The 23,686-nt window shown below is 72.2% G+C and carries 24 protein-coding genes; 13 read left to right on the top strand and 11 right to left on the bottom strand.

The genetic code is table 11. From position 1 onward, the window contains the following. Positions 1-178: 178 nt before the first annotated feature. Positions 179-844, bottom strand: coding sequence for a winged helix-turn-helix transcriptional regulator (locus AB0H12_RS21020; protein WP_499624548.1), 666 nt, complete (start codon positions 842-844; stop codon positions 179-181). A 378-nt stretch (positions 845-1,222) separates the two neighbouring features. Here AB0H12_RS21020 and AB0H12_RS21015 point away from each other — a divergent pair, with 378 nt between their 5' ends. Continuing rightward, positions 1,223-1,525 (top strand): hypothetical protein, encoded by a 303-nt coding sequence (locus AB0H12_RS21015; protein WP_499624547.1) that lies wholly within the window; start codon positions 1,223-1,225, stop codon positions 1,523-1,525. Between the two features lie 126 nt (positions 1,526-1,651). Then, the gene (locus tag AB0H12_RS21010; protein ID WP_499624546.1) at positions 1,652-2,347 is read left to right on the top strand and encodes a winged helix-turn-helix transcriptional regulator; all 696 of its coding nucleotides are present in this window, start codon (positions 1,652-1,654) and stop codon (positions 2,345-2,347) included. A gap of 45 nt (positions 2,348-2,392) precedes the next feature. Here the strand turns inward: AB0H12_RS21010 and AB0H12_RS21005 are convergent, their stop codons facing one another. Continuing rightward, a complete protein-coding gene (locus AB0H12_RS21005) occupies positions 2,393-3,547 on the bottom strand; it encodes an epoxide hydrolase family protein (protein WP_499624545.1) in 1,155 nt (384 codons plus the stop codon). A gap of 63 nt (positions 3,548-3,610) precedes the next feature. Here AB0H12_RS21005 and AB0H12_RS21000 point away from each other — a divergent pair, with 63 nt between their 5' ends. Further along, complete coding sequence (locus tag AB0H12_RS21000) at positions 3,611-4,561, top strand: helix-turn-helix transcriptional regulator (protein WP_499624544.1); 951 nt, start codon at positions 3,611-3,613, stop codon at positions 4,559-4,561. Here the strand turns inward: AB0H12_RS21000 and AB0H12_RS20995 are convergent. Then, on the bottom strand, positions 4,558-5,016 hold the full coding sequence (locus AB0H12_RS20995) for a MarR family winged helix-turn-helix transcriptional regulator (RefSeq protein ID WP_499624543.1): 459 nt from the start codon (positions 5,014-5,016) through the stop codon (positions 4,558-4,560). The genes AB0H12_RS21000 and AB0H12_RS20995 overlap by 4 nt on opposite strands. A 126-nt stretch (positions 5,017-5,142) precedes the next feature. On the opposite strand from AB0H12_RS20995, the gene AB0H12_RS20990 reads away from it, so the two are divergent. The 3 genes from AB0H12_RS20990 (at position 5,143) to AB0H12_RS20980 (ending at position 8,891) form a co-directional block, all read left to right on the top strand. Further along, positions 5,143-6,264: a cytochrome P450 gene (locus tag AB0H12_RS20990; RefSeq protein WP_499624542.1), complete on the top strand. Its 1,122-nt coding sequence runs from the start codon at positions 5,143-5,145 to the stop codon at positions 6,262-6,264. Positions 6,265-6,499: 235 nt separating this feature from the next. Continuing rightward, complete coding sequence (locus AB0H12_RS20985; RefSeq protein WP_499624541.1) at positions 6,500-7,993, top strand: class I adenylate-forming enzyme family protein; 1,494 nt, start codon at positions 6,500-6,502, stop codon at positions 7,991-7,993. Between the two features lie 4 nt (positions 7,994-7,997). Then, on the top strand, positions 7,998-8,891 hold the full coding sequence (locus AB0H12_RS20980) for a DMT family transporter (RefSeq protein ID WP_499624540.1): 894 nt from the start codon (positions 7,998-8,000) through the stop codon (positions 8,889-8,891). A gap of 53 nt (positions 8,892-8,944) precedes the next feature. Here AB0H12_RS20980 and AB0H12_RS20975 read toward each other — a convergent pair whose 3' ends face one another. From AB0H12_RS20975 to AB0H12_RS20965, 3 genes are read right to left on the bottom strand one after another with little or no spacing between them, the layout of a single operon-like run. Further along, entirely contained in the window at positions 8,945-9,385 is a 441-nt protein-coding gene (locus tag AB0H12_RS20975) for a YybH family protein (RefSeq protein WP_499624539.1), read from the bottom strand. A gap of 29 nt (positions 9,386-9,414) precedes the next feature. Then, positions 9,415-10,035: an NAD(P)H:quinone oxidoreductase gene (gene wrbA / locus AB0H12_RS20970; RefSeq protein WP_499624538.1), complete on the bottom strand. Its 621-nt coding sequence runs from the start codon at positions 10,033-10,035 to the stop codon at positions 9,415-9,417. Then, complete coding sequence (locus AB0H12_RS20965; protein ID WP_499624537.1) at positions 10,025-10,465, bottom strand: YybH family protein; 441 nt, start codon at positions 10,463-10,465, stop codon at positions 10,025-10,027. The genes wrbA and AB0H12_RS20965 overlap by 11 nt, the downstream gene beginning before the upstream one ends. A 140-nt stretch (positions 10,466-10,605) precedes the next feature. Here AB0H12_RS20965 and sigJ point away from each other — a divergent pair, with 140 nt between their 5' ends. Then, positions 10,606-11,541 (top strand): RNA polymerase sigma factor SigJ, encoded by a 936-nt coding sequence (sigJ, locus tag AB0H12_RS20960; protein WP_499624536.1) that lies wholly within the window; start codon positions 10,606-10,608, stop codon positions 11,539-11,541. A 3-nt stretch (positions 11,542-11,544) separates the two neighbouring features. Here sigJ and AB0H12_RS20955 read toward each other — a convergent pair whose 3' ends face one another. Next, entirely contained in the window at positions 11,545-12,444 is a 900-nt protein-coding gene (locus tag AB0H12_RS20955; RefSeq protein ID WP_499624535.1) for a LysR family transcriptional regulator, read from the bottom strand. Positions 12,445-12,552: 108 nt separating this feature from the next. Between AB0H12_RS20955 and AB0H12_RS20950 the strand changes: the two genes are divergently transcribed. The 3 genes from AB0H12_RS20950 (at position 12,553) to AB0H12_RS20940 (ending at position 15,470) form a co-directional block, all read left to right on the top strand. Then, positions 12,553-12,972, top strand: coding sequence for a hypothetical protein (locus AB0H12_RS20950; protein WP_499624534.1), 420 nt, complete (start codon positions 12,553-12,555; stop codon positions 12,970-12,972). Then, positions 12,965-14,527: a multicopper oxidase family protein gene (locus tag AB0H12_RS20945; RefSeq protein ID WP_499624533.1), complete on the top strand. Its 1,563-nt coding sequence runs from the start codon at positions 12,965-12,967 to the stop codon at positions 14,525-14,527. The genes AB0H12_RS20950 and AB0H12_RS20945 overlap by 8 nt, the downstream gene beginning before the upstream one ends. Positions 14,528-14,807: 280 nt before the next feature. Beyond that, the gene (locus AB0H12_RS20940; protein WP_499624532.1) at positions 14,808-15,470 is read left to right on the top strand and encodes a lytic polysaccharide monooxygenase auxiliary activity family 9 protein; all 663 of its coding nucleotides are present in this window, start codon (positions 14,808-14,810) and stop codon (positions 15,468-15,470) included. Positions 15,471-15,545: 75 nt separating this feature from the next. Here the strand turns inward: AB0H12_RS20940 and AB0H12_RS20935 are convergent, their stop codons facing one another. The 3 genes from AB0H12_RS20935 to AB0H12_RS20925 all read right to left on the bottom strand — a co-directional run bounded on the left by AB0H12_RS20935 (position 15,546) and on the right by AB0H12_RS20925 (position 19,075). Next, the gene (locus AB0H12_RS20935) at positions 15,546-16,001 is read right to left on the bottom strand and encodes a YfbM family protein (protein WP_499624531.1); all 456 of its coding nucleotides are present in this window, start codon (positions 15,999-16,001) and stop codon (positions 15,546-15,548) included. A 125-nt stretch (positions 16,002-16,126) separates the two neighbouring features. Next, positions 16,127-18,190 (bottom strand): HelD family protein, encoded by a 2,064-nt coding sequence (locus AB0H12_RS20930; protein ID WP_499624530.1) that lies wholly within the window; start codon positions 18,188-18,190, stop codon positions 16,127-16,129. A gap of 192 nt (positions 18,191-18,382) precedes the next feature. After that, a complete protein-coding gene (locus AB0H12_RS20925) occupies positions 18,383-19,075 on the bottom strand; it encodes a phosphatase PAP2 family protein (protein ID WP_499624529.1) in 693 nt (230 codons plus the stop codon). 194 nt (positions 19,076-19,269) lie between these two features. On the opposite strand from AB0H12_RS20925, the gene AB0H12_RS20920 reads away from it, so the two are divergent. Beyond that, complete coding sequence (locus tag AB0H12_RS20920) at positions 19,270-20,313, top strand: hypothetical protein (RefSeq protein WP_499624528.1); 1,044 nt, start codon at positions 19,270-19,272, stop codon at positions 20,311-20,313. A gap of 51 nt (positions 20,314-20,364) precedes the next feature. On the opposite strand, the gene AB0H12_RS20915 is transcribed toward AB0H12_RS20920, so the two are convergent. After that, positions 20,365-21,162, bottom strand: coding sequence for an SAM-dependent methyltransferase (locus AB0H12_RS20915; protein ID WP_499624643.1), 798 nt, complete (start codon positions 21,160-21,162; stop codon positions 20,365-20,367). A gap of 176 nt (positions 21,163-21,338) precedes the next feature. On the opposite strand from AB0H12_RS20915, the gene AB0H12_RS20910 reads away from it, so the two are divergent. Both AB0H12_RS20910 and AB0H12_RS20905 read left to right on the top strand, forming a co-directional pair. Continuing rightward, positions 21,339-22,661: a cytochrome P450 gene (locus AB0H12_RS20910; protein ID WP_499624527.1), complete on the top strand. Its 1,323-nt coding sequence runs from the start codon at positions 21,339-21,341 to the stop codon at positions 22,659-22,661. Positions 22,662-22,677: 16 nt separating this feature from the next. Continuing rightward, the gene (locus tag AB0H12_RS20905) at positions 22,678-23,685 is read left to right on the top strand and encodes an alpha/beta hydrolase (protein WP_499624526.1); all 1,008 of its coding nucleotides are present in this window, start codon (positions 22,678-22,680) and stop codon (positions 23,683-23,685) included. The last annotated feature ends 1 nt before the right edge of the window (position 23,686 follow it).

Below are 23,686 nucleotides of genomic sequence, written 5' to 3'. Positions count from 1 at the left end.
GCCCGCGCCGGACATGCAGTTCATCGCCGGTCCGGTGATGTTCGCCGACGGCGGCTCGGGGATGCCGACCGACCGCGCGATCTCCTCCGGCGCGTGCCTGCTGACGCCGCGCAGCCGGGCAGCGTGACCACCGCGTCCAACGACCCGACCGGGGTCTTGGAGGGAGGAACCGGGGCGGTCAGGCAACCACGGCGGGTTCCGGGAGGGGGAACAGGCCGAGGAAGCGCTCCACGCGTTCCCGGCTGCCGGTGACCGTGATGTCACCGTCCTCGATCGCCTCGGACAGCCGGCGCCCGCTCCAGACCAGCGCCTTGAGCGTCGCCGGGTCGGTCTCGATCACGGCCTGCGGGTGGTCCAGCTCGCCGCGCGTGATCCAGATCCGGTCCACGGACAGCTGCACCCGGAACGAGTCCTCGCCCAACCGCAGCACCAGGTCGGCGGTGAAGCCCTCGGCGCGGCGGGGGTCGAACAGCGTCTTCAGCGCGAGCATCAGCGAGTCCACGCTGAGCGTGGCGTCGTGCCGCAACGACGGCGACCGGCCGCCCCAGCGCCCGAGCGCGGTGATGACGGGCTCCAGCTCCCGGCCCCACGCCGTCAGCTCGTAGACCCAGGCGGCGGCGGGCGGCGGCAGCTTCCGGCGGCGCACCACGCCGAACTCCTCCAGCTCGCGCAGCCGGTGCGACAGCACGTTGGGGCTCGCTCCCGGCATGCCGGCCCGCAGGTCGGTGAACCGCTTCGGGCCGAACAGCAACTCGCGCACGACCAGCAACGCCCAGCGCTCTCCCACCAAGTCGAGGGCGTGAGCCGTCGCGCACCCGTCATCGTACTTGCGCTTGGTCGCCATGACGGCATCTTACCAGCGGAAGTCCTCCGTACGCGGTCCGTGGTTGTCTTTTAGGACTAGCGGATTGTAGGGTGCAACCGAGCGGGTTGATTTCAGGACTGACAGCCCTCCGGGGGAGCGGATGTCCAGTCAACGGAGCGACCGGTCACCACCGACACAGACTCGTCCGAACCACTGGATCCGCACCGTCGACAGGCGCCGACCCCGCCGGGCACGACGTTCCTCGTCGAGGTCCCGGTCGGCACCGGTGTGCCGATCACCGCGGAAGTGGCGTTTGGTCCGAGAAGGACCGACAACCGCCGCCCGGCGCCGCGTGGGTGGGCCGGGGCACGGCCCACCCGCGGGGCGTCATGTCAGAACACCACCGAGAGGAACTGCATGAGCAACCACGTGATCAAGTACACGGCCGACAGCAAGGAGAAGGCGGACGAGAACCAGGAGCTGGTCGAGCGGATCTACACCGAGCTCGAGGCCCAGGACCCGGGTGGCATCCGGTACGCGACCTTCCGGCTCGAGGACGGCGTGACGTTCGTGCACATCGTCGTCCACGAGACCGACGACAACCCGCTGGACGGCATCTCCGCGTTCGCCGACTTCATGAAGGACTTCGGCGACCGCGTCAGCAACCCGCCTTCGTTCAACGAAGCGACGATCGTCGGCTCCTACCGGTTCACCGGGTAAGGGAGCCGAGCGCGGACGTCGGCCCGCCCCCACCCGCGCCGGACGGGGCAGGCCGACGTTCCGCACCACCGCCCGGACCACTCGGGCGTCCTCGCAAGGTCGTTCTCACCCTGGGCAGGTGCACCCGTGGCGAGCAAGCGCAAGTACGAGGAGAGCTGTCCGGCCGCCCACGCGCTCGACATCGTCGGTGAGCGGTGGGCGCTGCTGGTGGTCCGCGAGCTCTTGTTCGGCCCCAAGAGGTTCACCGACCTGCGCGCCGGGATACCGGGCGCGAGCCCGGACGTGCTGTCCCAACGCCTGCGGCAGTTGGAGGGCGCCGGCGTGGTCCGGCGGCGCAGGCTGCTCCGGTCCGCGTCGACGCGGGTGTACGACCTGACCGCCTGGGGCCGCGAGCTGGAACCGGTGATCGTCGGTTTCGGCCGGTGGGGCGGGCGGTCGCCGGGGCTCGACCGGCGCGCCGCCATCGGCGCCGACGCCGTGATGCTGGCGTTCAAGAGCCTGTTCGAGCCGCGGCTGGCCGCCGGGCTCGCCGTCGACGTGTCCGTCCGGCTCGGCGGCGACGAGTTCCGGCTCTCCGTGGCCGAGGGCGCCATCACCGTGGACCGGGACGACGCCGCGGTCGCGGTCGCCGTGGTCGTGACCGATCCCGGGTCGCTGCACGAAGTCATGTGGGGCGCACGGCGGCTGGAAGACGCCGAGGCGGCCGGCGAGGTCGCCGTGCGGGGAGACCGCGACGGGTTCGTGCGGCTGCTCGCGGTGCTGGACCCACCCGCACCGGCCGTGGTCGAGGGCCGCAAGGGAAACGCCGCCCCTCTCGCGTAGACCTCGCGCGGGTCCACGGAGCACCCCGCCGACCACGCGCGCCGCTCAGCGCAGCTTGGCGAAGAACTCCCGGATGTCGCCGACGAGCAGGTCGGGCGCCTCCATGGCCGCGAAGTGGCCGCCGCGACCGAACTCGGACCAGTGCACGACCGTGTGCTCGGCCTCGACGGTCCGCCGGATCGACACGTCGAGGGGGAACACCGCGACCCCGGTCGGCACGGCGGAACGCTCGCTCGCGCCCCACGCCCCGGCGTGCGCGGTCTCGTAGTAGCTGTTGGCCGACGACCCGGCCGTGCCCGTCAGCCAGTACAGCATCACGTTGGTGAGCAACCGGTCCCGGTCCACCGCGTCCTCGGGCAGCTCGGCGGCCGGATCGGTCCACTCCTTGAACTTCTCCACGATCCACGCCAGCTGCCCGACCGGCGAGTCGTGCAGCCCGTGCGCCAGGGTCTGCGGCCGGGTGATCTGGATGCTCACGTAGCCGGACTGCTCGGTCGCCAGGTGCGCCAGGTGCGCCAGCCGCGCCCGTTCGGCCTCGGTCAGCTCCCCCACCTCGTCCGGGTCGACGTCGGTGAACGCGGCGAGCCCGTTCGCGTGCACGCCGACGACCTTGTCGGGGTTGAGCCTGCCGAGACCGGGCGAGACGACCGCGCCGGTGTCGCCGCCCTGCGCGCCGTAGCGGTCGTAGCCGAGCCGGTCCATCAGCTCGGCGAACGCCCTGGTGACCCGGTTGGTGTCCCAGCCGGCCTCACGGGTCGGCCCGGAGAGACCGCTGCCGGGGATCGACGGGATCACCAGGTGGAACGCGTCCGCCGGGTCGCCGCCGTGCGCCCGCGGGTCGGTCAGCGGGCCGATGACGTCCAGGAACTTCGCGACCGAGCCGGGCCAGCCGTGGGTCATGATCAGCGGCAACGCGTCCGGCTCTGGCGAGCGCACGTGCAGGAAGTGGACGTTCTGCCCGTCGATCTCGGTGGTGAACTGCGGGTGGGAGTTCAGCTCCCGCTCGTGGACGCGCCAGTCGTAGCCGTCGCGCCAGTACTCGGCCAGCCCCTTGAGGTAGGCCACCGGCACCCCGCGGCTCCAGCCGACGTCGGGCAGGTCCGCCGCCCACCGGGTCCGGGCGAGCCGGTCCCGCAGGTCGTCCAGGTCGGCCTGGGGAACGTCGATCGTGAAGGGGCGGATCCCGCTGTTGTGCTCCATGCCGAGAACCCTAGGAGCAGCCTAGGTCAGGTTCGGTCCTAGCCGGCTGGCACACTGCGAACCATGTGGGAAACCTCGGCCCGGTTGCTGCGCCTGCTCTCGCTGCTGCAGACCCGTCGCGACTGGTCCGGCGCGGAACTGGCCGAGCGGTTGGGGATCACACCGCGCACCGTGCGGCGCGACGTCGAGCGGCTGCGCGGCCTCGGCTACCCCGTGGACGCCACCGCGGGCGTCGCCGGCTACCGGCTCGGACCCGGCGCGGACCTGCCGCCGCTGCTGCTCGACGACGACGAAGCCGTCGCCGTCGCGATGGGCCTGCGCACGGCCGCCGGCGGTTCGATCACGGGCGTCGAGGAGACCTCGGTGCGGGCCCTGGCGAAGCTCGAGCAGGTGCTCCCGTCACGCCTCCGCCACCGGATCAACGCCCTGCGCTCGATGACGGTGCCGATGGCCAACGCCGGCCCGACCGTCGACCCGGGCGTCCTCACCGCCATCGCCGCCGCGTGCCGCGACTCGATGCGCCTGCGCTTCGACTACCGCGCCCACGACGGGACGGTCGGCGTCCGCACGACCGAGCCGCACCGGCTGGTGCACTCGGGCAGGCGCTGGTACCTCATCGGCTGGGACGTCGACCGCGAGGACTGGCGCACCTACCGCGTGGACCGCCTCGACCCGCGCACGCCCACCGGACCCCGGTTCACCCCGCGCACCCCGCCGGAGGAGGACCTCGGCGGCTACACCTCGCGCGGGATCTCCACGTCGGCCTACCGCTACCAGGCCCGGTTCACCCTGCACGTCAGCGCCGAGACCGCGGCGGAGCGGATCGCGCCCACCACCGGGGCGCTGGAGCCGATCGACGAGCGCAGCTGCACCCTCCGCGCCGGGTCGGACTCGCTGGACGAGCTGGCCATCCACGTGACCACCAAGGGGTTCGACTTCCAGGTGCACGAACCGCCCGAGCTGGTCGAGCACATCAGGACGCTGGCGGCCCGGCTCGCCGCCGCGACGGACTAGCCCCGGAAGTCCCGGATCTCCTCTTCCGTGCGACGGGCGGCGGTCTCCATGAACCGCAGCAGCGTCGCGAGCTCCGCGTCGTCGAGCGCCTCGACGTCACGGCGGTGCCGGTCGTTGAGGCCGTCGTACATCCGGCCGATCCGCGCCACCGCGTCGGGGTCCGGTTCGATGAGCACCTTGCGCCGGTCGCGCTCGTCCGGCACGCGGCGCGCGAAACCGGCCCGCACCAGGCGATCGATCATCCGCGACGCCGAGCCGCTGGTGAGGTTGACGCGCCTGGCCAGCTCGCCGGCGGTGGCCGGACCGTAGTTGGCGAGCACGTACAGCGCCTGGAGATCCGCCCAGGGCACGCCGAGGCGTTCGGCGATCATCCCGTTGAGCTGGATCACCGGGACCTGCCACCGGGCGACGGCCCGCAGGACTTCCGACCGCGCGTCGTCAGGTGTCCGGCTCATCCCGCTCGCTCCACGCCGCCAGCATACTGCGCCACGCAGTCGATGCGCAGCACAGCTTCTGTGTTGTGCAGTATCTGCGCTGTGCAGCTATATTGGGCGTCGTTGTCACTACCAGGGAAGGCGCCCATGCCCGACGCACCCACCGTCACCTGCCCGTTCTCCGCCCAAGCCCACGCCATCGGCGCACCCGACCCGCAGCGGGCGCGGATGCGGGAGACCGGCGCCCTCGTCCAGGCGGAAGCGCCGGCGGGCGGACCGGTCTGGATCGTCACGGACGCCGGTCTGGCCCGCGAAGTCCTGACCGACACCCGCTTCGCCAAGGACACCGCCCTCGCGCCGCCGCACTGGGACGCCCGCGTGGCGGGCCTCGAACCCACCGCCGCCGAGCAGCTGTCCGTGACCACTTCGGACGGTGAGGCGCACGGTCGGCTGCGGCGCGCGTTCGCGCCCCTGTTCGGCGCGGCCAGGATGCGGGCCGCCTACCCGCGGCTGCTGGCCGTCGCCGAACGACTGCTCGCCCGCCTCGGCCCCGGCGAGGTCGACCTCGTCCAGGACTTCACCACCAGGTACCCGCTGGCCGTCCTGTGCGACCTGCTCGCCATCCCGGACGAGCACGTCGACAGCGCGATGCGCGCCTGCCGGCTCATGCACACCGACTACCCGGACCACGTGGGTCAGGCCATGGCCGCCTTCGCGGACCTCGCGACCGCCGCGCTCGACGGCGGCGGACCGGCCGACGAGCTCGCGGCCCGGATGCCGCCCGGCAGCACGCGGCGGGACCTGCACTACCAGGTCTTCACCCTGCTGTTCGCGGGCCAGCTCACCACCGACCTGACGATCGGCTTCCTCGTGGCGCGCCTGCTCGGCGATCCCGCGGCGCCGGCCGACGACGACGAGCTGGTCCGGGACACCCTCCGACGCCACCCGCCGGCGCCGTTCACGCTGTGGCGCTTCACGTCGACCGAGCTGGACCTCGCCGGGACCCGACTGCCGGCGAACTCGCCCGTCCTCGTCGACATCAAGGGCGTCAACGAGAGCGGTGACGGCAACGACCTCACCTTCGGCGCGGGCCCGCACTACTGCATCGGCGCCCAACTGGCACAGCTCGAACTCCGCGCGCTCGCCGAGACGCTCCGCACCCACTACTCCGGAGCCCGGCTCACCACCCCGTTCGACGACCTCCGCCACAGCGGGCCCGGCGGCATCATGGGCAGCCGCCTGCACGCGCTCCCCATCGTGCTGCGATAGCGATCCGCACTCCGATCCAGGTTTCGGATGAGCTGCGGTCGCGAATTGTCGGCAGCCTCCCGAACAATCACTCCATCGTGTGGCATCCATGTCGCTGACCTGCACGTTCAGCATGATCGGAGGGAGTTGGCCATCGGCGATCCTTGACATTCCGCAGCACGGGCGGTCAATCTCGATGCGGCGGCGACCCGGGGAGTCGTCGCCGATCACCTTTCGACGTGATGACGGGGGAATCATGTCGGTGGAAGAGAAAGCCCTGCGCGCGAAGCAGGGTGGTACCGGAAATCTGGTCGAACGGCTCGAAGGGCTCGCGCGCGACCGCGGCTGGCTGGATCGGCCCGCCTACCGCGTCGACGACGAGACCTACCGGTTCGCCGACGTCTACGAGGGGGCGGGCCGAGCCGCCGCCGGGTACACCGCGAGAGGGCTCGGGCCGGGCAGCCGGATCGCGCTCGTCCTGCCGGACGGCATCGACGCGGTGTGGGCGTTCCTCGGCGCGCTGCGGATCGGCGCGGTCGCGGTTCCGGTGAACTCGACCATGCACCCGGACGAGGTGCGCCGCGCGATCGGGATCGCGGAGCCGGACGCCGTGGTGTGCGAGGAGGACCCCGGTGGTCCGCGCGCGGACCTGATCGCGCCGGAGGAGCTGCGGGCGGACGGTGTCGCACCTTGTGCGCCGGCCACACCGGACACCCCGGCGTACGCGGTGTTCACCTCGGGCACGACGGGCGACCCGAAGCTGTGCTTCCACACCCACGGCGACCCCGGCGTGTACGAGCAGGCCATCGGGTCGGTCGTCGACACCACGCCGGACGACGTCACGTTCTCGGTGTCGCGGATGTACTTCGCGTACGGCTTGGGCAACTCCGTGTTCCTCCCGCTGCACCGCGGCGCCACGACGGTGCTGTCGCGGGCGCGGGCGACCGAGGACGACGCGTTGCGGATCATCAAGGACCGCGGCGTGACGGTGTTCTACGGCCAGCCGAGCTTCTACGCCCGGCTGTCGCGCCACCCCGGTCACGCGCTGCTGTCCGGGCTCCGGCTGGCGCTGGTCGCCGGCGAGGTGCTGCCGGCGCCGTTGGAGGCACGGCTCAGGCAGGTGCTCGGCGAACGGCTGCTGAACATCTTCGGCACGACGGAGATCGGGCACGCGTTGGTGGCCAACGCGATCGGCCACAGCCGCGACCACACGATCGGGCGAATCCTGCCGCCGTACCGGATGCGGATCGTGGACGAGGCGGGCGCCGAGGCGCCGCCGGGCGTGCCGGGCGCGTTGGAGGTGGCGGGTCCGTCGATCGCGTTGGGCGTGGCACGGGGCAGCGATCCGCCGTCGCGGGCCGGGGACTCCTGGTACGCCACCGGCGACGCGGCCACCGTGGACGAGGACGGGTACGTGCGGCTGCACGGCCGGTTGGACGACGTGGAGATCGTCGGCGGCCAGAACGTGCACCCGGCCGAGACCGAGGACCACCTGATGCGGCACCCCGACGTGCGCGAGGCCGCGGTGTGCTCGGCGCGGCGCGAGAACGGCGTCACGGCGCTGCGCGCGTTCGTCGTGCTGGACGACGGCGCGTCGCCGGAGCGGGTGCGGGCCGAACTGCTCGCCGGCGCGCGGGCGACGCTCACCTGGTACAAGGTTCCGGAGGACGTGGTCTTCGTGGCCGAGCTGCCCCGCACGCCGACGGGGAAGCTGCGCCGACGGGTGATCCGCGCGATGGCGGGGGGTTGATCCGGTGGAGCAGGGCGGTGTCAACGGGAAGGCCGCCGCGGCGGTCGTGGTCACCATGGTGCTGTGGGCGTCGGCGTTCGTCGGCATCCGGTACGCGGGCGAGCACTTCGAGCCGGGGTCGCTGGCGCTCGGCCGGTTGCTGGTCGGCGCGATCGCGCTCGGTGCGATCGCCGCGGTGCGCGGTGTCGGCGTGCCGCCGCGAGCGGCGTGGCCGGGGATCATCGGGTCCGGGGTGTTCTGGTTCGCGCTGTACATGGTGGCGCTGAACTGGGGTGAGCGGCACGCGGACGCGGGCACGGCCGCGCTGATCGTCGGCGTCGGCCCGATCCTGGTGGCGTTCCTGGCGGGGTGGCTGCTCCGCGAGGGTTTCCCGGCACGACTGCTGGTCGGGCTCGCCATCGCGTTCGCGGGGGTCGCGGCGGTCGGGCTCTTCGACTCCGGCGGCGGCTCGACCACCCGGGGCGCGCTGCTCTGCCTGGTCGCGGCGGCCGGGTACGCGGTCGGCGTCGTGGCGCAGAAGCCCGCCCTGCGGCACGCGTCCGCCTTGCAGGCCACCACGTTCGGCTGCGTGGTCGGCGCGGTCGTGTGCCTGCCGTTCGGCGGTCAGCTCGTCGGCGACCTCGGCGACGCGCCGGCGAGCGCCACGCTCTCGGTGGTGTACCTGGGTCTGCTGCCGACCGCGCTGGCGTTCTACACGTGGGCGTACGCGCTCTCCCACATGACCACCGGCAAGCTCGGCGCCACGACGTACCTGGTGCCGGCGATCGTCGTGGTGCTGTCGTGGGCGCTGCTCGACGAGGTGCCCGGTCTCGTGGCGCTGGCGGGTGGCGCGCTCTGCCTGGTCGGCGTGGCGGTGTCGCGCGGCAAGCCCGCGCCCGCCGTCACGGCGACGAGGTGACCGGAGGGCCGGGCGAGGACGCGGAACGCCCTCGCCCGGCCCCGGACGTGCGGTCAGGCGGGCTGGTCCTTCTCCGTCGGGAGCCAGATCCGGAAGCTCGTCGGGTCGATCGGGATCGAGACGTGCTCGTTCGTGATCGCCCACGTGCCGTTCGACCGGCGCAGGCAGACCGTCTCCCGCACCCAGATCGACCGCTGGACGCCGCCTTTGCGCTCCCCCGAGTCGAGGTGGAGCATGCCGGCGTACGCGACGTCGCCGCCCGTCACGATGGTCCGGTCGTGCGTTTCCAGGGTGATGGGCCCTTCGTAGCCGTCGAACCACCGCAGGAAGTTGCGCCGCACTTCCTCGGTACCGGCGAACCGGAGAGGCGGCACGACGTCGTAGTAGACGATCTCGGGGGAATAGCAGGACATCAGCCGGTCGATGTCCTTCGACTGCTGGGCGGCGGCGCGGCCCTCCAGGAACGCCACCACTTCGGACTCGTTCGAGCTCACCATGTCTCCGTTCGAGGGTTCTGACGATGTCACGCGGCGCGGCCGGCCTTGAGCGCGGTCGCGATGTCGACGACGCGGCGAGCCTGGTGGCGGGCCGCCGCCAGGGGCACCTCGCCGGGCGCGCCGGCGCCGGCGACGTGCGACGTGCCGTAGGGGTTCCCGGACTGGAACTGGATCGGGTCGGTGTACCCGGGCGGCACGATGACGCCACCCCAGTGGTGGAAGGTGGTGCTCAACGCCAGGATCGTGGACTCCTGCCCGCCGTGCGGGCTGTTGGAGGACGTGAAGGCCGAGTACACCTTGTCCGCGAGCTTGCCGTGGGACCACAGCGGGCCGGTCGTCTCGATGAACGCCCGGAGCTGCCCGGCCGGGCTGCCGAAGCGGGTCGGCGCGCCGAACAGCACCGCGTCGGCCCACTCCAGGTCCTCGTGGCCGGCCACGGCGACGTCGGCGGTGCTCCGGACGTGCGCGGCCCACTCCGGCCTGGACTCGACGGCTGCCACCGGCGCCGTTTCGGCGACCTTGCGCAGCCTCACGTGCGCGCCGGCCTTCTCCGCGCCCTCGGCGGCGGCTTGCGCCAAGGCGTGCACGTTGCCGGTGGCGCTGTAGTAGATGATCGCGACGTTCACCGCGGACGACTCAGGGTTCAAGGTCGGCCACCCCTCGACCCGTCGACACGTCGAACGGCACGGACACCTGGTCGTGCGCGATCAGCCACCGGCCCTCGACCTTCCGGAAGCCGAACGTGGCCCGGACCCACATGCCGTTCGTCACCACGCCGTTCCGCGTCGTGCCGCTGAGCCGGCCGAAGCCGTGCCCGAACGCCACGTCGTCGCCCACGGTGAACCTCAGGTCCCGCACCTCGTAATCCACGTCCTGGAAGAACGCGAACACGTTCGCCCAGTTCTTCGACTTCGCCGCTATCCCGACGTGCTGCAACGGCGGCTCGACGTCGAAGGACACGACGTCGGTCGCGTAGATCCGCTCCAGGCCTTCGAGATCCTTGGCCCGGAGCGCTTCGACGATCCGGTCGACCTGCCGCCGGATCTCGGCTTCCTCCGCCTCGCGGTTCGCGGGCATCGCCATCCACCCCTTTCTCGACTTGCCCGGTACGACGACGCAGCCGGCCGGAATGTGAGGCGGCACGGCGACCTGACGTTTCGGTGCGCTGTCCCGTCGGAGAGGGTGAGCGCAGAGCCGACCCAGGGAGCCACCGAACCATGACCGACCACTCAGGACCCGGGCACGACCGGTCCGACGCGGGGTTGAGCGCGATCGTCGGCGAGCGGCGTCAGCTGATCAACCTCGCCTACCGGCTCCTCGGCTCCCTGGCCGAGGCCGAGGACGTCGTCCAGGAGACCTACGCCCGCTGGTACGCCCTGTCCCGGGAGCAGCGGGACGCCATCGAGTCGCCCGGCGCGTGGCTCACGACGGTCGCCGGGCGCGTCTGCCTCGACCTGCTCGGCTCGGCGCGGGCCAGGCGTGAGCGCTACGTGGGCGAGTGGCTCCCCGAGCCGCTGCCCGACCGGACCGAGTGGGCCGGTCGGCGACCGGACGCCGCCACCGCCGACCCGGCCGACCGGATCACCCTGGACGAGTCGGTCGGCATGGCCTTCCTCGTCGTGCTCGACTCGATGACGCCCGCCGAGCGCGTCGCGTTCGTGCTGCACGACGTCTTCCGCTACCCCTTCGGCGAGGTGGCCGAGATCGTCGGCCGCACCCCGGCCGCCTGCCGCCAGCTGGCTTCGTCGGCCCGTCGCCGCATCCGCGCCGCGCAGGCCCCCACGACCCCGACCGCCCGGCAGGCCCGGATCGTCAGGGACTTCAAGCAGGCCTTCGAGGCCTGGGACATCGACGCCCTCGTCGACCTGCTCGCCGACGACGCCACGGTGATCAGCGACGGCGGCGGCCTGGCCCGCACCTCGCTGCACCCGGTGGAGGGCGCCGAGCGGATCGCGCGCTCGCTGCGCCACCTCGCGGACCGGCTGCGCGGCCAGACGGTGCTGGAGCGGACGGTCAACGGCCAACCCGGCCTGATCGCCCAGCAGGACGGCGTCACGGTGTCGGTGTACGCGTTCGAGATCGAGGACGACCGGATCAAGCGGATCTGGGCGGTGCGCAACCCGGAGAAGCTCCGCCCGTGGACGACCGGCTGACCGTCAGCGCCCGTCCCGGGGTTCTCCGGCGGTCCAGTCCCAGTCGGTGATCGTGGCGCGCATCAGCCGCGCGGCGGCGGACAGGCGGCTGTCCGCGCTCCAGTACAGGGTGACCGTGCGGCGGCAGTCGGCGCTGTCCACGGCGACCCAGGCGCCGGGGACGCGGGCGGCGGCGCGGAGCGCGAACGCCGGCACGAGGCCGACGCCGAGCCCCGCGCTGATCAGGTCCGCGATGGCGCCGGGCTCGTCGCTCTCGCAGACGATCTTCGGGGTGAGGCCCCGTGCGGCGAAGAGCCGATCGAGCAGCCGGCGGATCCAGTGCCCCTGGCGCGCGGTGATGAAGGGCAGGTCGGCGAGCTCCTCGACGCTCACCGAAGCGCGGCTCGCGAGCGGGTGGCCGGGCGGCGTGCCCACGCCGACCGCCTCGTCGAACAGGCGCGCCGACTCCAGGCCCTCGGCGTGGATCGGCTGCGAGGCCACGCACAGGTCGACGTCCTGCGCCCGCAGGCGGCGGGCCATGTCCTCGGCCGGAGACCAGTGCAGTTCGACCTCGACGGACGGGTGGGTCCGCTTGTAGGACGCCAGCGGCCCGGTGAGGGTGAGGAAGGTTTCCGACGCCAGTCGCACGGCGCCCATCCCCGCGCCGGCGGCTTCGGCGACGGCGCGTCGTCCCGCGTCGAGCTCGCCGAGCGCGCGTTCGACGTGATCGCGGAAGAGCTTGCCCGTGTCGTTCAGCCGGAGCCGGCCGCCGCGGTCGAACAGCGGCGCGCCGAGTTCGCCCTCCAAGCGGGCGACGGTGCGGCTCAGCGACGGTTGGGCGACGTGCAGCTCGTCGGCGGCGCGGCTGAGGTGCTCCAACCGTGCCACCACCAGGAACTGCCTGAGCGAGTTCAGCTCCACCATGCCTCCCGGCGCATAACACCATAGCAATATTGATCTTAGACACGATATCTCGCAGGTCATAGCGTCAGCGGCGTTCACCCAAGAGATCACAGTGAGGAGGGATCCCTCATGGCCACCAGGCCGGGATCCGCTGCCGCGCCTCGGACCACGCCCACCGGATGGGTCTACCGGGCCGTCGTCAGCGCGCACGTGGTGGCGGTCGTCGCCCAGCCGGTGTTCGCCGGCGCGTACCTGACCGGGGACTTCGACAGCCTGCGCCGGCACGCGGTCGGCGCCGACGTGACCTCCTCCATCGGCTACGTCCAGGTGATCGTGGCGATCGTGGTCTGGGCACGACTGCGCGAGGCCGGGCCGTTCCTGGCCACGATGGCGGTGGTGGTGGCCGAGACGGCGCAGTACTTCGCCGGCTTGGCCGGCGCGCTGTGGCTGCACGTCCCGCTGGGCGTGATGACCGTCGCGGCGCTCGTCGCGCAGTTCACCGCCGTCTGGCGCCGACCCTTCCCGCGACGGGAGGCCCGCGATGCGTGACGGCCTGTCCAGGCGGCGGGTGCTCGGCATCGGCGGCGCGCTCGGGCTGCTGGCGGCCACCGGGCTGTCGGCCTCGGCCGTGCTGGCCCGCCGACCGTCGATGACCGGTGCCGAGCTGCGCAGCGCCGTGCCGCTGCCGCCGCCGTTCCGGGTGCCGCTGCCGATCCCCCCGGTGCTGGCGCCGGTCGGCGCCGACCGCTACGAGATCACCCAGCGTGAAGCGAGCGCGGAGATCCTGCCCGGCGTCAGGACGCCGTTGTGGACCTACGAGGGCACCTTCCCCGGGCCGACGATCGAGTCGCGGCGCGGCCGGCCGGTCACCGTGACGCATCGCAACGAGCTGCCCGTGCCGACCGTCGTGCACCTGCACGGCGGTCGGACGCCGGCGGACTCCGACGGGTACCCGACCGACCTGGTCCTGCCCGACCGGCACGACGCCACCGGGCACGGCGGGCACGGCATGCACGACCCGCGGGCCGTGGTGTCGAGGGTGACGCGGGACTACACGTTCCCGCTGGACCAGCGGCCGACGCTGCTCTGGTACCACGACCACCGGATGGACTTCACCGCTCCGGCGATCTGGCGCGGCCTGGCCGGGCTGCACGTCGTCCGCGACGACGCGGAGGACGGCCTCGGCCTGCCCGCGGGGCCGCGCGAGCTGCCGCTGATGATCGCCGACCGGGCGTTCGCGGCCGACGGCGGCCTCGCCTACCCCTCGCTCGACCCCGACCTGCGTGCGCGACCGGGCGTGCACGAGCCGTACTTCGCCGGTGTCCTCGGCGACGTGATCCTGGTCAACGGCGCGCCGTGGCCCGTGCACGAGGTCGACGCCGCCCGCTACCGGCTGCGCGTCCTGAACGCCTCCAACGCCCGGCACTACGAACTCGAGGCGGTCACGGACGACGGGCGCACGCTCGACCTCGTCCAGGTCGGCGCCGACCAGGGGCTGCTCGCCGCACCGGTCACCCACCGGCTGCTGCCGATCGCGCCCGCCGAGCGCTACGACGTGATCGTCGACTTCGCCGGTGTCCCGGTGGGCGGCCTCGTCCGGCTCGTCAACCGGCTCGGCGCGGGCCGCACCCGTGACGTGATGGCCTTCCGCGTCGCCCGCCGCGCCGCGGACGACAGCCGCATCCCGCGCACGCTGTCCACCGATCTGCCGACGTGGAGCCGCGCGGATGCCGTGGCGGTGCGCGACTTCTCCTTCCGCACGGGGCGGGCGCACGGTGGCCGCGGGTGGTTGATCGGCGGGCTGCCGTTCGACCCGGCCCGCACCGACGTCACCACCCGCCTCGGCGACGTCGAGGTGTGGCGGCTGGTCGCCGACGTGCACCACCCCGTCCACCTGCACCTGGTCGGCTTCCAGGTGCTCACGCGCGGCGGCCGGCCACCGTTGCCGCACGACGCCGGGCTCAAGGACACCGTCGCCCTGCGGCCCGGTGAAGCGGTGGAGATCATCACCCGCTTCGACGGCTACCCGGGCCGCTACCTCTTCCACTGCCACAACGCCGAGCACGAGGACATGGGGATGATGGCGAACCTGGAGATCACCTAGCAGGCCGTTGCCGAATGGATGTCGTTGTTCGGCCGGTCGGCGGGCATGGCCGTGCTCCGCACCGGACCGGTCATACCGGGCGCCGGCGCCGCCGCACCCCGATGTGGCCACATAACCGCTGGTCAGCGGCGCGCGATTCCCGAGATGCGGAAAGCCGTGACCACTACCCAATGTTTCGTTGAAGTTTCGGTGAGTGACGTATAGTGTGATGACTGGTCTGGGAGCGCTCCCATTTTCCGCCGCCGCCGCTCAACCACCCGAAGAGTGGAGGTTCCTTTCCATGCGAATGCGCAGCACCTCCGTGTCCGTCACGCGACGGCAGGGCATCATCGCGCTGATCCTCGGCGTGATGGCCACCATGCTCGTCTGGTCGCCGACGGCCTCGGCCCACGGCACCATCGTCGGTCCCGCCACCCGCCAGTACCAGTGCTGGCAGACGTGGGGCAGTCAGCACACGAACCCGGCCATGCAGCAGCAGGACCCCATGTGTTACCAGGCGTTCCAGGCGAACGCCGACACCATGTGGAACTGGATGAGCGCGCTGCGGGACGGCCTGGGCGGGAACTTCCAGGGGCGGACCCCCAACGGTCAGCTCTGCAGCAACGCCCTCTCCCGCAACAACTCGCTGAACACCCCCGGTCAGTGGAAGCAGACCAGCGTCGGCAGCAACTTCACCATGCACCTGTACGACCAGGCCAGCCACGGCGCCGACTACTTCCGCGTCTACATCAGCAAGCAGGGGTTCAACCCGGCCACCCAGAGCCTCGGCTGGGGCGACCTCGACTTCATCACGCAGACCGGCAGGTACGCGCCCGCCAAGGACATCAGGTTCAACATCTCGACCAACGGCTCGTACCGAGGGCACCACATCGTCTTCACGATCTGGCAGGCTTCGCACCTCGACCAGGCCTACATGTGGTGCAGTGACGTGAACTTCGGCTAGGAACCGGCGAACCTGCCGGAACACGGAAGCACCCGGCCCGGCGCGGCAGCACTCGCGCCGGGCCGTTCTTCCGGGTCAGACGCTGAAGTACCGGATCGCCGCGCCGCCCGAGGCGGCCGTCTCCTCGAAGAACGTGACCAGGTCCCGGTAGTGGGACCGAAGGTATTCGAGGTCGTCGTCGTCCCAGAGGTGCCTCATGGGGTAGACCTCCTCCTCGCTGAGCTTCCGCGGGTCGTAATGCTCGGCCAACACCTCGAACGGTGTCGCGCTCAACGCCCTGGCGGACGCGGCGACCAGGCGGTCGTGCCAGCCGAACAGGGTGCACTCCTCGTCGATGGGGTCGCCGTCCTCGAGCACGTCGACATCCACCCCGGCCGCGCGGAGCAGGAACTGGATGCCCGCCCAGGTCTTCTCGAGGAAGCAGTACGGCCGGTTCTCGTCGTCCACGAGCTCCCACGCCAGTTCCGGGTCCTCGGACGCCCGGTCCAGTTCCTCCGGGGTGACCCGGGTGAACGACAGCGTCATGCCCATTGATCCACCACTCCCACATCGACCGCTGTGATCGACGGCCAGTTTTCCACGGCCGCACCGACCGCGACCGGCGTTCGTCGACCTCGGTCGCAGATCGGCGAACGCCACCGCCCACCACCGCGTCCTCAGCGCCGGACCTCGCGCATCGCCGACAGCACGGCCGGTGGTGGGCCCGGGTGCACGACGCCCAGGCGGTGGGTGGCCCTCGTCATGGCGACGTACAGGTCGTTGTGGCCGAGCGGTGCGGCGTCGAGGATCGCGGTCGGGTCGGCGATCAGGACCGAGTCGAACTCCAGTCCCTTGGCCTGGCCGGGGGTGAGCAGCACGACCTCGTCCGTCAGGTCCGTCGGTGTGGTGAGGGACAGCGCGGTTGCCAGGGCGCGGATGTGGGTTGGTGGCGCTATGACCGCGAGCCGGCCGCCCGCCCACGCTCCGGCCAGGTCGGCGACGACCTCGGGCAGCTCGGCGGGAGTCGTGCGGAGGCGCCACGGTGTTTCGCCGGTCGACCGGACCGAGCGGGGTGGTCGCAGGTCGGGGTGGTGGGTCGCGAGCAGGTCGGCGGTGGCCGCCATGATCTCCGACGGCGTGCGGTAGTTGACGGTGAGCTGGGCGAGCCGCCAACGGTCGGCCACGTGCGGGCGCAGCACGTCGTCCCACGAGGAGGCGCCGGCGGGGTCCCCGGTCTGGGCGAGATCGCCGACGATGGTCATCGACCTGGTGGGGCACCGGCGCATCAGCATGCGCCAGGCCATCTCCGACAGCTCCTGCGCTTCGTCGACGACCACGTGCCCGAAGGTCGTCCGGCCGTCGCCGTCGTGGCCGATCAGGGCCTCCGCCTCGTCCAGCAACGGGACGTCCGCGGCACTCCAGTCCCACGCGGGCTTGGCGAGCAGGTCCGCCACCACGCGCTCCGGGGTCAGCGGCGGCCACACGCCGTCGAGCGCCACCCGGACGCCGCGGTCGGCGAGCAGCGAGTTCCGCAGCGCGGCCCGGTCGGTCTCGTCCAGCACGTCCCGTGCCCCGCCCGGATCGTCCTCGTCGATCACGACACCCGCCGCCGCCAACGCGCGCAGGTCCGCTTCGCCGAGCCGTCCGTCGACGCTGCCGCCGTCGATCGCCTCGCCGGTGTCGGTGAGCACGACGGCCTCCATGTCCCCGATCAGCCGCTGCGCGAGCACGTCCACGACCTCCCGGTGGAAGACCAGCCTGGCCCGGTTGTGCGGGAGCCCGGTGCGGGCGGCCTGCCGCACGGCACGGCGACAGGTGTCCGGGTCGAGCCGCAGCACCTGCTGCTCGAACTCGACGTCGACCGGCTCGTCGGGAACGCGGACCCGCGCACGCACGGCAGCCGCCAGCCGGTCCGCCATGCCCGCCCTGCCCTTGAGCTCGGCGGTCTCGGGTGGGTCCACCCGGCTGACCTCGACGTCCGCGCGCAGGTCGGCGATGGTGGCGGTCACCACGCTGTGCTCGCCGAGGCCGGGCAGGACCTGGCCGATGTAGTCGAGGAAGATCCGGCTGGGGCCCACGACCAGGACACCGCGGGTGCGCAGGCGCCGGTGCCGGTAGATCAGGTAGGCGACGCGGTGCAGCGCGACGGCCGTCTTGCCGGTGCCCGGCCCGCCCTGCACGACCAGCGCACCCCGGTACCCGTCCCGGATGATCAAGTCCTGCTCCGCTCGCAGCGTCGCGACGATGTCGCGCATCCGCCCGGTCCGGTCGGCGGTCATCGCCGCCACCATCGCCGCCTCCCCCACCAGGCTGCCGTCGGCGCCCGCGACGTCCGGGTCGAGCAGTTCGTCGTTCAGCGCGACGACCACCCGGCCACGCGAGGTGATGCGCCGCCGTCGCCGCACACCTCGCGGAGCGGCGGCGGTCGCCGTGTAGAACGCCTGGGCCGCGGGTGCGCGCCAATCCACCAACAACGGCTCGTCGTCCCCGTCCCGGAACAGCCCCAGCCGTCCGATGTAGACGCGGCGGCCGTCGCGCAGGTCCAGCCGCCCGAAGCACAGACCGTGCTCCACGGCGTCCAGCCGGGTCGTTTCCGCTTCCCAGACGGCTGCCGCGTCCCGGTCCGCGCCCGTCCGCCGCGCAGTCGCCAAGTGCGCCGCCGCCTCGTCCCGCATGGCGTCCACCCGTGCGTACAGGCCCGCCACGTACTCCTGCTCGATCTCGATCTCACTGCCGCTCACGCCCTGTGCCCCCACTAAACGACGATCAGTGGCGTCGAGGGTGCGCGGCGAACTCGCGAAGGAACAGTCTTGTTCTTCCCGGCGACCTCAGCCGCGCCCGTCAGGTCGCACGAGCACCCGGCCGTGCGGGTCGCCTCCGGCCCGCGAAACCGATCTCACCGGCGTCCGCAGGTCTCGGAGAGCCGCGTGCCGTCAGCGTCCGCCGCCCCGGCGAGGGTCGTGCCGTCGTCCGGGCGGCGGCCGTTGGATTCGCCGGGTCGCGGTCAGGTCGGGCGGCGTGGCGTGCAGCAGCCGGCCCAGCCCGGGGTGATCGCCGGACCTCAGGACCAGCGCGGTCACGCGGGGCGTGACCAGCCGGAGGACCGACCACGCCACGGCCGCGCCGAGCAGCAGGCCGACGATCACGTCCCGCGGGTAGTGCACGCCCACGAACACCCGGGAGAACGCCATCAGCAAGGCCATGGCCGCCACCCACGGCAGGAGCGCGCGCCACGCGATGGCCAGCCCCACGGCCACCGCCGACGCGATCGTGGCGTGGTTGCTGGGGAACGACCAGTCACCCGCCTCCGGGCACCGCTCGATGATGGCGTCCACCGGCAGCGCGCGGCACGGGCGGTCCGCGTCCACCAAGGTCTTGAGCACCTCGCTCACGACGTACGCGACGACGGTCGCCGCGGGCGCGAGCAGCGCCACGGCGGTGGCCTCGGAGTCGTTGCGCCCGCGCGCCCGCCACCACGTGAGCGCGAACAACGCGCCGAGGATCAGCAGGCCGACGTCGGCGTACCAGGAGAAGATGCCCCGCACCCACTCCGGCGTCGCCCCCGCGACCTCGACGATCCCGTCGTACAGGTCGCTCCCGGACCGGGTCGTCCCACCCAACCGCACTTGGTCACACCCCCATCCACCGACCCGCGTCCACGGGTCGACTCCGCTCAATGCGAAGTTAGGGGCGCAACGGGGGCGGGCGCCGCGCACTTCCGGCACGGACCCGCACCCACCTCCGACCGCGACCACACCTGACCTTCGTCAGGTCGCGCTGGTCAGAGGCACCGGAACCGACTCCGCGGGGAGACTCCTCAGTGCGCCGACCGTCCCACTACCCCTACCTGACGCGCCGCGTCCTGCACCTGTTCGAGCAGGGGGCGCTCACCCGGGTGTCGAGCATCGACGTCGAACCCGCCTACGGCCACGTGGTGCGCATCAACTACGACGACGGCAGCCACCGGGTGCTGTACGGCAACGACCTCGGCCTCAACACCAGTGCGGCCGCCGACCTGGCGAAGGACAAGGGGCACAGCAAGTTCATGCTCAGGACCATCGGGGTGGACGTGCCCGAGGGCAGGGAGTTCCTGCTCCCGACGTGGGCAGCGCAGGTCCGCGAGAGCCCGCGCCAGGCGACGAACACCGGAATCCGGGAGGTCGACCAGGCCCACGGCTACATCGAGGGGTCGTTCGGCTATCCCGCGTACGTCAAACCCGTCGACGGTTCGAAGGGCATCGGCATCTTCAAGGTCTACGACCGGGCCGAACTCCGCACGGCCTTCCAGGCGCTGGAGGAGAGGAAGGTGCGCCTCGCGCTGGTGGAGGCGCCGGTCGAGCTGCCCGACTACCGGATCGTGACGCTCGACGGCGTGCTGGTCAGCGCCTACCGCCGGGTGCCCTTGTCGGTGACCGGCGACGGGACCCGGTCCATCGCGACCCTGCTGGGCGAGCTGCGGGCGACGTTCGCGGCGAAGGGGCGTGACGCGCGCATCGCGGCCGACGACCCCCGCATCGCGGCGCACCTGGGCAGGGCGGGACTCGACCTCCGCAGCGTGCCGGGTGAGCGCGAGGTGGTGCCGCTGCTGCCGATCTCCAACCTCTCCACCGGCGGTGTCGCCGAGGACGTGTCCGACGAGATCGACGAGCGCTGGGTCGAACTGGCGCGTCACGTGGCCCGCAACTTCACCCTGCGCCTGTGCGGCCTCGACCTCGCGTGCGCCGACGTCGCGGACCCCGGCGCCGCGAGCGCGGTCTTCGAGGTCAACGCCTCGCCGGGGCTCGACCACTACGCGCTGTCGGGTGCGGCACAGCGGCAGGTCGTCGACGACCTGTACGTCAGCGTCCTCGACGCCTACGCCTAGCACCGCTGCCCGGAGCCTGCCGGTGGTGTTCGCCGGACAGGCCGTGCCGGGTCACGGTTTCCGGCCGACCCCGCCGTAGATCACCATGTTCATGCCGGGCGTCTGGGACATGTCGCCGGGCCCGCCGGGCCGCCACGCCGCGCAGCCGACCAGGCCGGGCTCGACCAACTCGAAGTCGCCGAACAGCGCCAGCACCTGCTCGTGCGGGCGCTCGTTGAGCTGGTCGGCACTGCGGCTGTCCTTGATCAGGTCCGTCACGTCGGACAGGCCCTCGTCCTGGTTGTCGGCGGTGACGTGGGTGATCGCCAGGTGGCTGCCGGGCGCCAGCGCCTCGCGGTAGGTCGCCATCAGCCCCCACGGGTCGGCCTCGTCGGGGACCCAGTGCAGCATCATCAGCACCAGCAGGCCGACGGGCCGGTCGAAGTCGAGCAGCCCCCTGGTCTCCGGGTGGTCGAGGATCGCCCGGGGGGCGCGCATGTCGGCGTGCACGACGGCCGCGCGGTCGTTCTCCGCCAGCATCAGCTCGCTGTGCGCCACCGCGATCGGGTCCTTGTCGACGTACACGACCCGGCACTCGGGGTCCACGGCCTGGGCGACCTCGTGCACGTTCGCCACCGTGGGGATGCCGGAGCCGATGTCGAGGAACTGGGTGATGCCCTGCCCGATCATGTGCCGCACGGCCCGGCCGAGGAAGGCCCTGTTCACGCGGGCCGCGGACCGGGCGTCGGGCATGATGCGCTCGACCTGGACCGCGAGTTCGCGGTCCACCGCGAAGTTGTGGGCGCCGCCCAGCAGGTAATCGTACGTGCGAGCCATGCTCGGCACCGAAATGTCGACGCTGGGGGGAATCCACTCCGGTTGCACCACTGCGAACACCCTTTCGGAAAGAGGGCATCATCCTAGCCGGCAGGTCGCTCTCGTCATTGCGCCACCCGAGTGCGCGCAGTCACCCGATCGGCCACTGTCGACGTCACCCGAACGGCTTCTATCGTGGGCCGTCCCATCTGCAGAGGCGAGGAGCGGACATGTCCGTCCCGGTGGCTCCGGGTCGCCTTCCCGTGCTCGGCCACACCGTGTCGATGTTGCGCCGCCGACACCTGTTCACCGCATTATTGCGGAATCACGGCGACATCGTCCGAATTGACCTCGGCACCATGCGTACCTACTTTGTGACGAATCCTCGATTAGTCCACGACCTCCTGGTCACCAAAGGATCGTCATTCAGGAAGGGCGCCTTGTTCGACAGGTTCCAACCGATCTTCGGCAACGGTCTGGCGACGTCGAACGGCGAGTTCCACCAGCGCCGGCGCCGGATGGTGCGGCCCGCGTTCCACCGCAACCGGATCTCCCACTACACCCGGACCATGGCGCGCGCCGCGGCCGACTGGACGGCCGACTGGCGCCCCGGCCAGGTGCGCGTGGTCGAAGAGGACGCCCAGGCCCTGGCCCTCACCATCGTGGGCGAGGCGCTGTTCTCCACCGAACTGGGCAAGCGCGCGGTCGAAGAGGTGCGCCGGTCGCTGTTCATCGTGCTCAAGCAGGGCATGGTCCGCGCGCTGTCGCCGTCGTTCGTCCAGAAGCTGCCGCTGCCGGGCAACCGCGCGTTCGACGAGGCCATCGCGCGCATGCGGGCGATCGTGCTCGAGGTCGTGCGCGGGTGGCGGGAGGACGGCGTCGACCGGGGCGACCTGCTGTCGGTGCTGCTGACCGCCCGGGACCCGGACACCGGCGCGGGCATGTCCGACGATCAGGTCCACGACGAGGTCATGACGCTCCTGGTCGGCGGCGTCGAGACCACCGCGCTGGCGCTGGCCTGGACGTTCCACGAACTCGCCCGGCACCCCGAGGTCGAGCGGCGCGTCCACGCCGAGGTGGACGAGGTGCTCGGCGGGCGCGAACCCACCTTCGCCGACGTCGGCGACCTCGTCTACCTCAGGCAGGTCGTCAACGAGGTGCTGCGGCTGTACCCGGTGTGGTTCCTGATGCGGCGCACCCTCGCGCCCGTCGAGCTGGGCGACGCGGCGTTGCCCGAGGGCGCCGAGGTGATCTTCAGCCCGCACGCCCTGCACCACGACCCGGCGTCGTTCGAGGACCCCCACCGCTTCGACCCCGACCGGTGGTCCCCCGAACGCGCCGCGCTGATCCCGAAGGGCGCGTACGTCCCGTTCGGTGCGGGCGCGCGCCAGTGCGTCGGGAACCTGTTCGCCCAGACCGAGATCGCCGTCGCCGTCGCCACCGTGGCGGCGCGGTGGCGGCTGGTGCCCGTGCCGGGCAAGCCCGTGCGCGTCAAGTTCACCTCCGCCGCCTACCCCAGCGGGATGCTGATGACGGCGGTTCCCCGAAACTGAGTTGGAGGCTCTGTCCGTGCGTCCGTTGCGTTTGCGCCGAATCGTCGCCGTCGTCCTGCTCGCCGCCGGGTTCTGCGTCGCACCCGGCACGGCAGGCGCGGCGCAGACCGCGTGCGAGGACGTGAGGGTGCCGGTGACGGTCGCCCTGGCGGCGCACTCGGTGTACGGCCGGCTGTGCGTGCCGCCGGGCGCGACGACGCTCCAGGTGCTGGTGCCCGGTGGCACGTACAACAGCGCGTACTGGGACATCGGCCACGCGCCCGAGACGCGGTCCTACCGGCAGGCCATGAACCGGGCGGGCATCGCCACGGTCGCCGTCGACCGGCTCGGCAGCGGGCGCAGCTCCAAGCCGTTGAGCGTCCTGCTGAACCTGTCCACCCAGGCCGGGGCGGTGCACGCGGTGGTCGAGTCGCTGCGACCGCGGTTCGACCGGGTCGTGCTGGTCGGCCACTCGATCGGCTCCGCGGTGGCCACGACCGAGGCCGTCACGTACCGCGACGTGGACGGCGTGGTGATCACCGGGCTGACGCACCGGATCAACCTGCCGGGCGCCGTGCCGGTGTTCGCCACCCTGATCCCGGCCGCGCTCGACCCGCGGACGCGGGGGCGCGGCCTCGACCCCGGCTACCTGACCACGATCGCCGGTTCCCGGCACTCGTCGTTCCACGCCCCCGGCGCGGCGGAGCGGGGCGCGCTCGACTTCGACGAGGCCACCAAGGACGTCGTCACGCCGGCGGAGACCCTGGGCACCGTGCTGATCAGCCAGCTCATCCCGCTGTCACGGCGGATCACCGTGCCGGTCATGGTCGTCATGGGTGGTGGCGACAGCAACTTCTGCGGCCCGCCGCTCGGCGCGGACTGCTCGTCCAGCGAGGCGCTGCGCACGTCGGAGGGGCCGTTCTACGCGCCCGAGGCCCGGTTGAGCGCGCACGTCGTCCCCGGTTACGGGCATTCGCTCAACTTCTCCCCGAACGCGCCCGGCTACCACCGCGCGGTCGCCGGGTGGACCAACGGACTCGGTTGAC

This window comes from Actinosynnema sp. NPDC023794 (assembly GCF_040639675.1).
GTDB classification, from domain to species: Bacteria; Actinomycetota; Actinomycetes; order Mycobacteriales; family Pseudonocardiaceae; genus Actinosynnema; species Actinosynnema luteola.
This window is presented reverse-complemented; position numbering and strand designations above follow the sequence as displayed.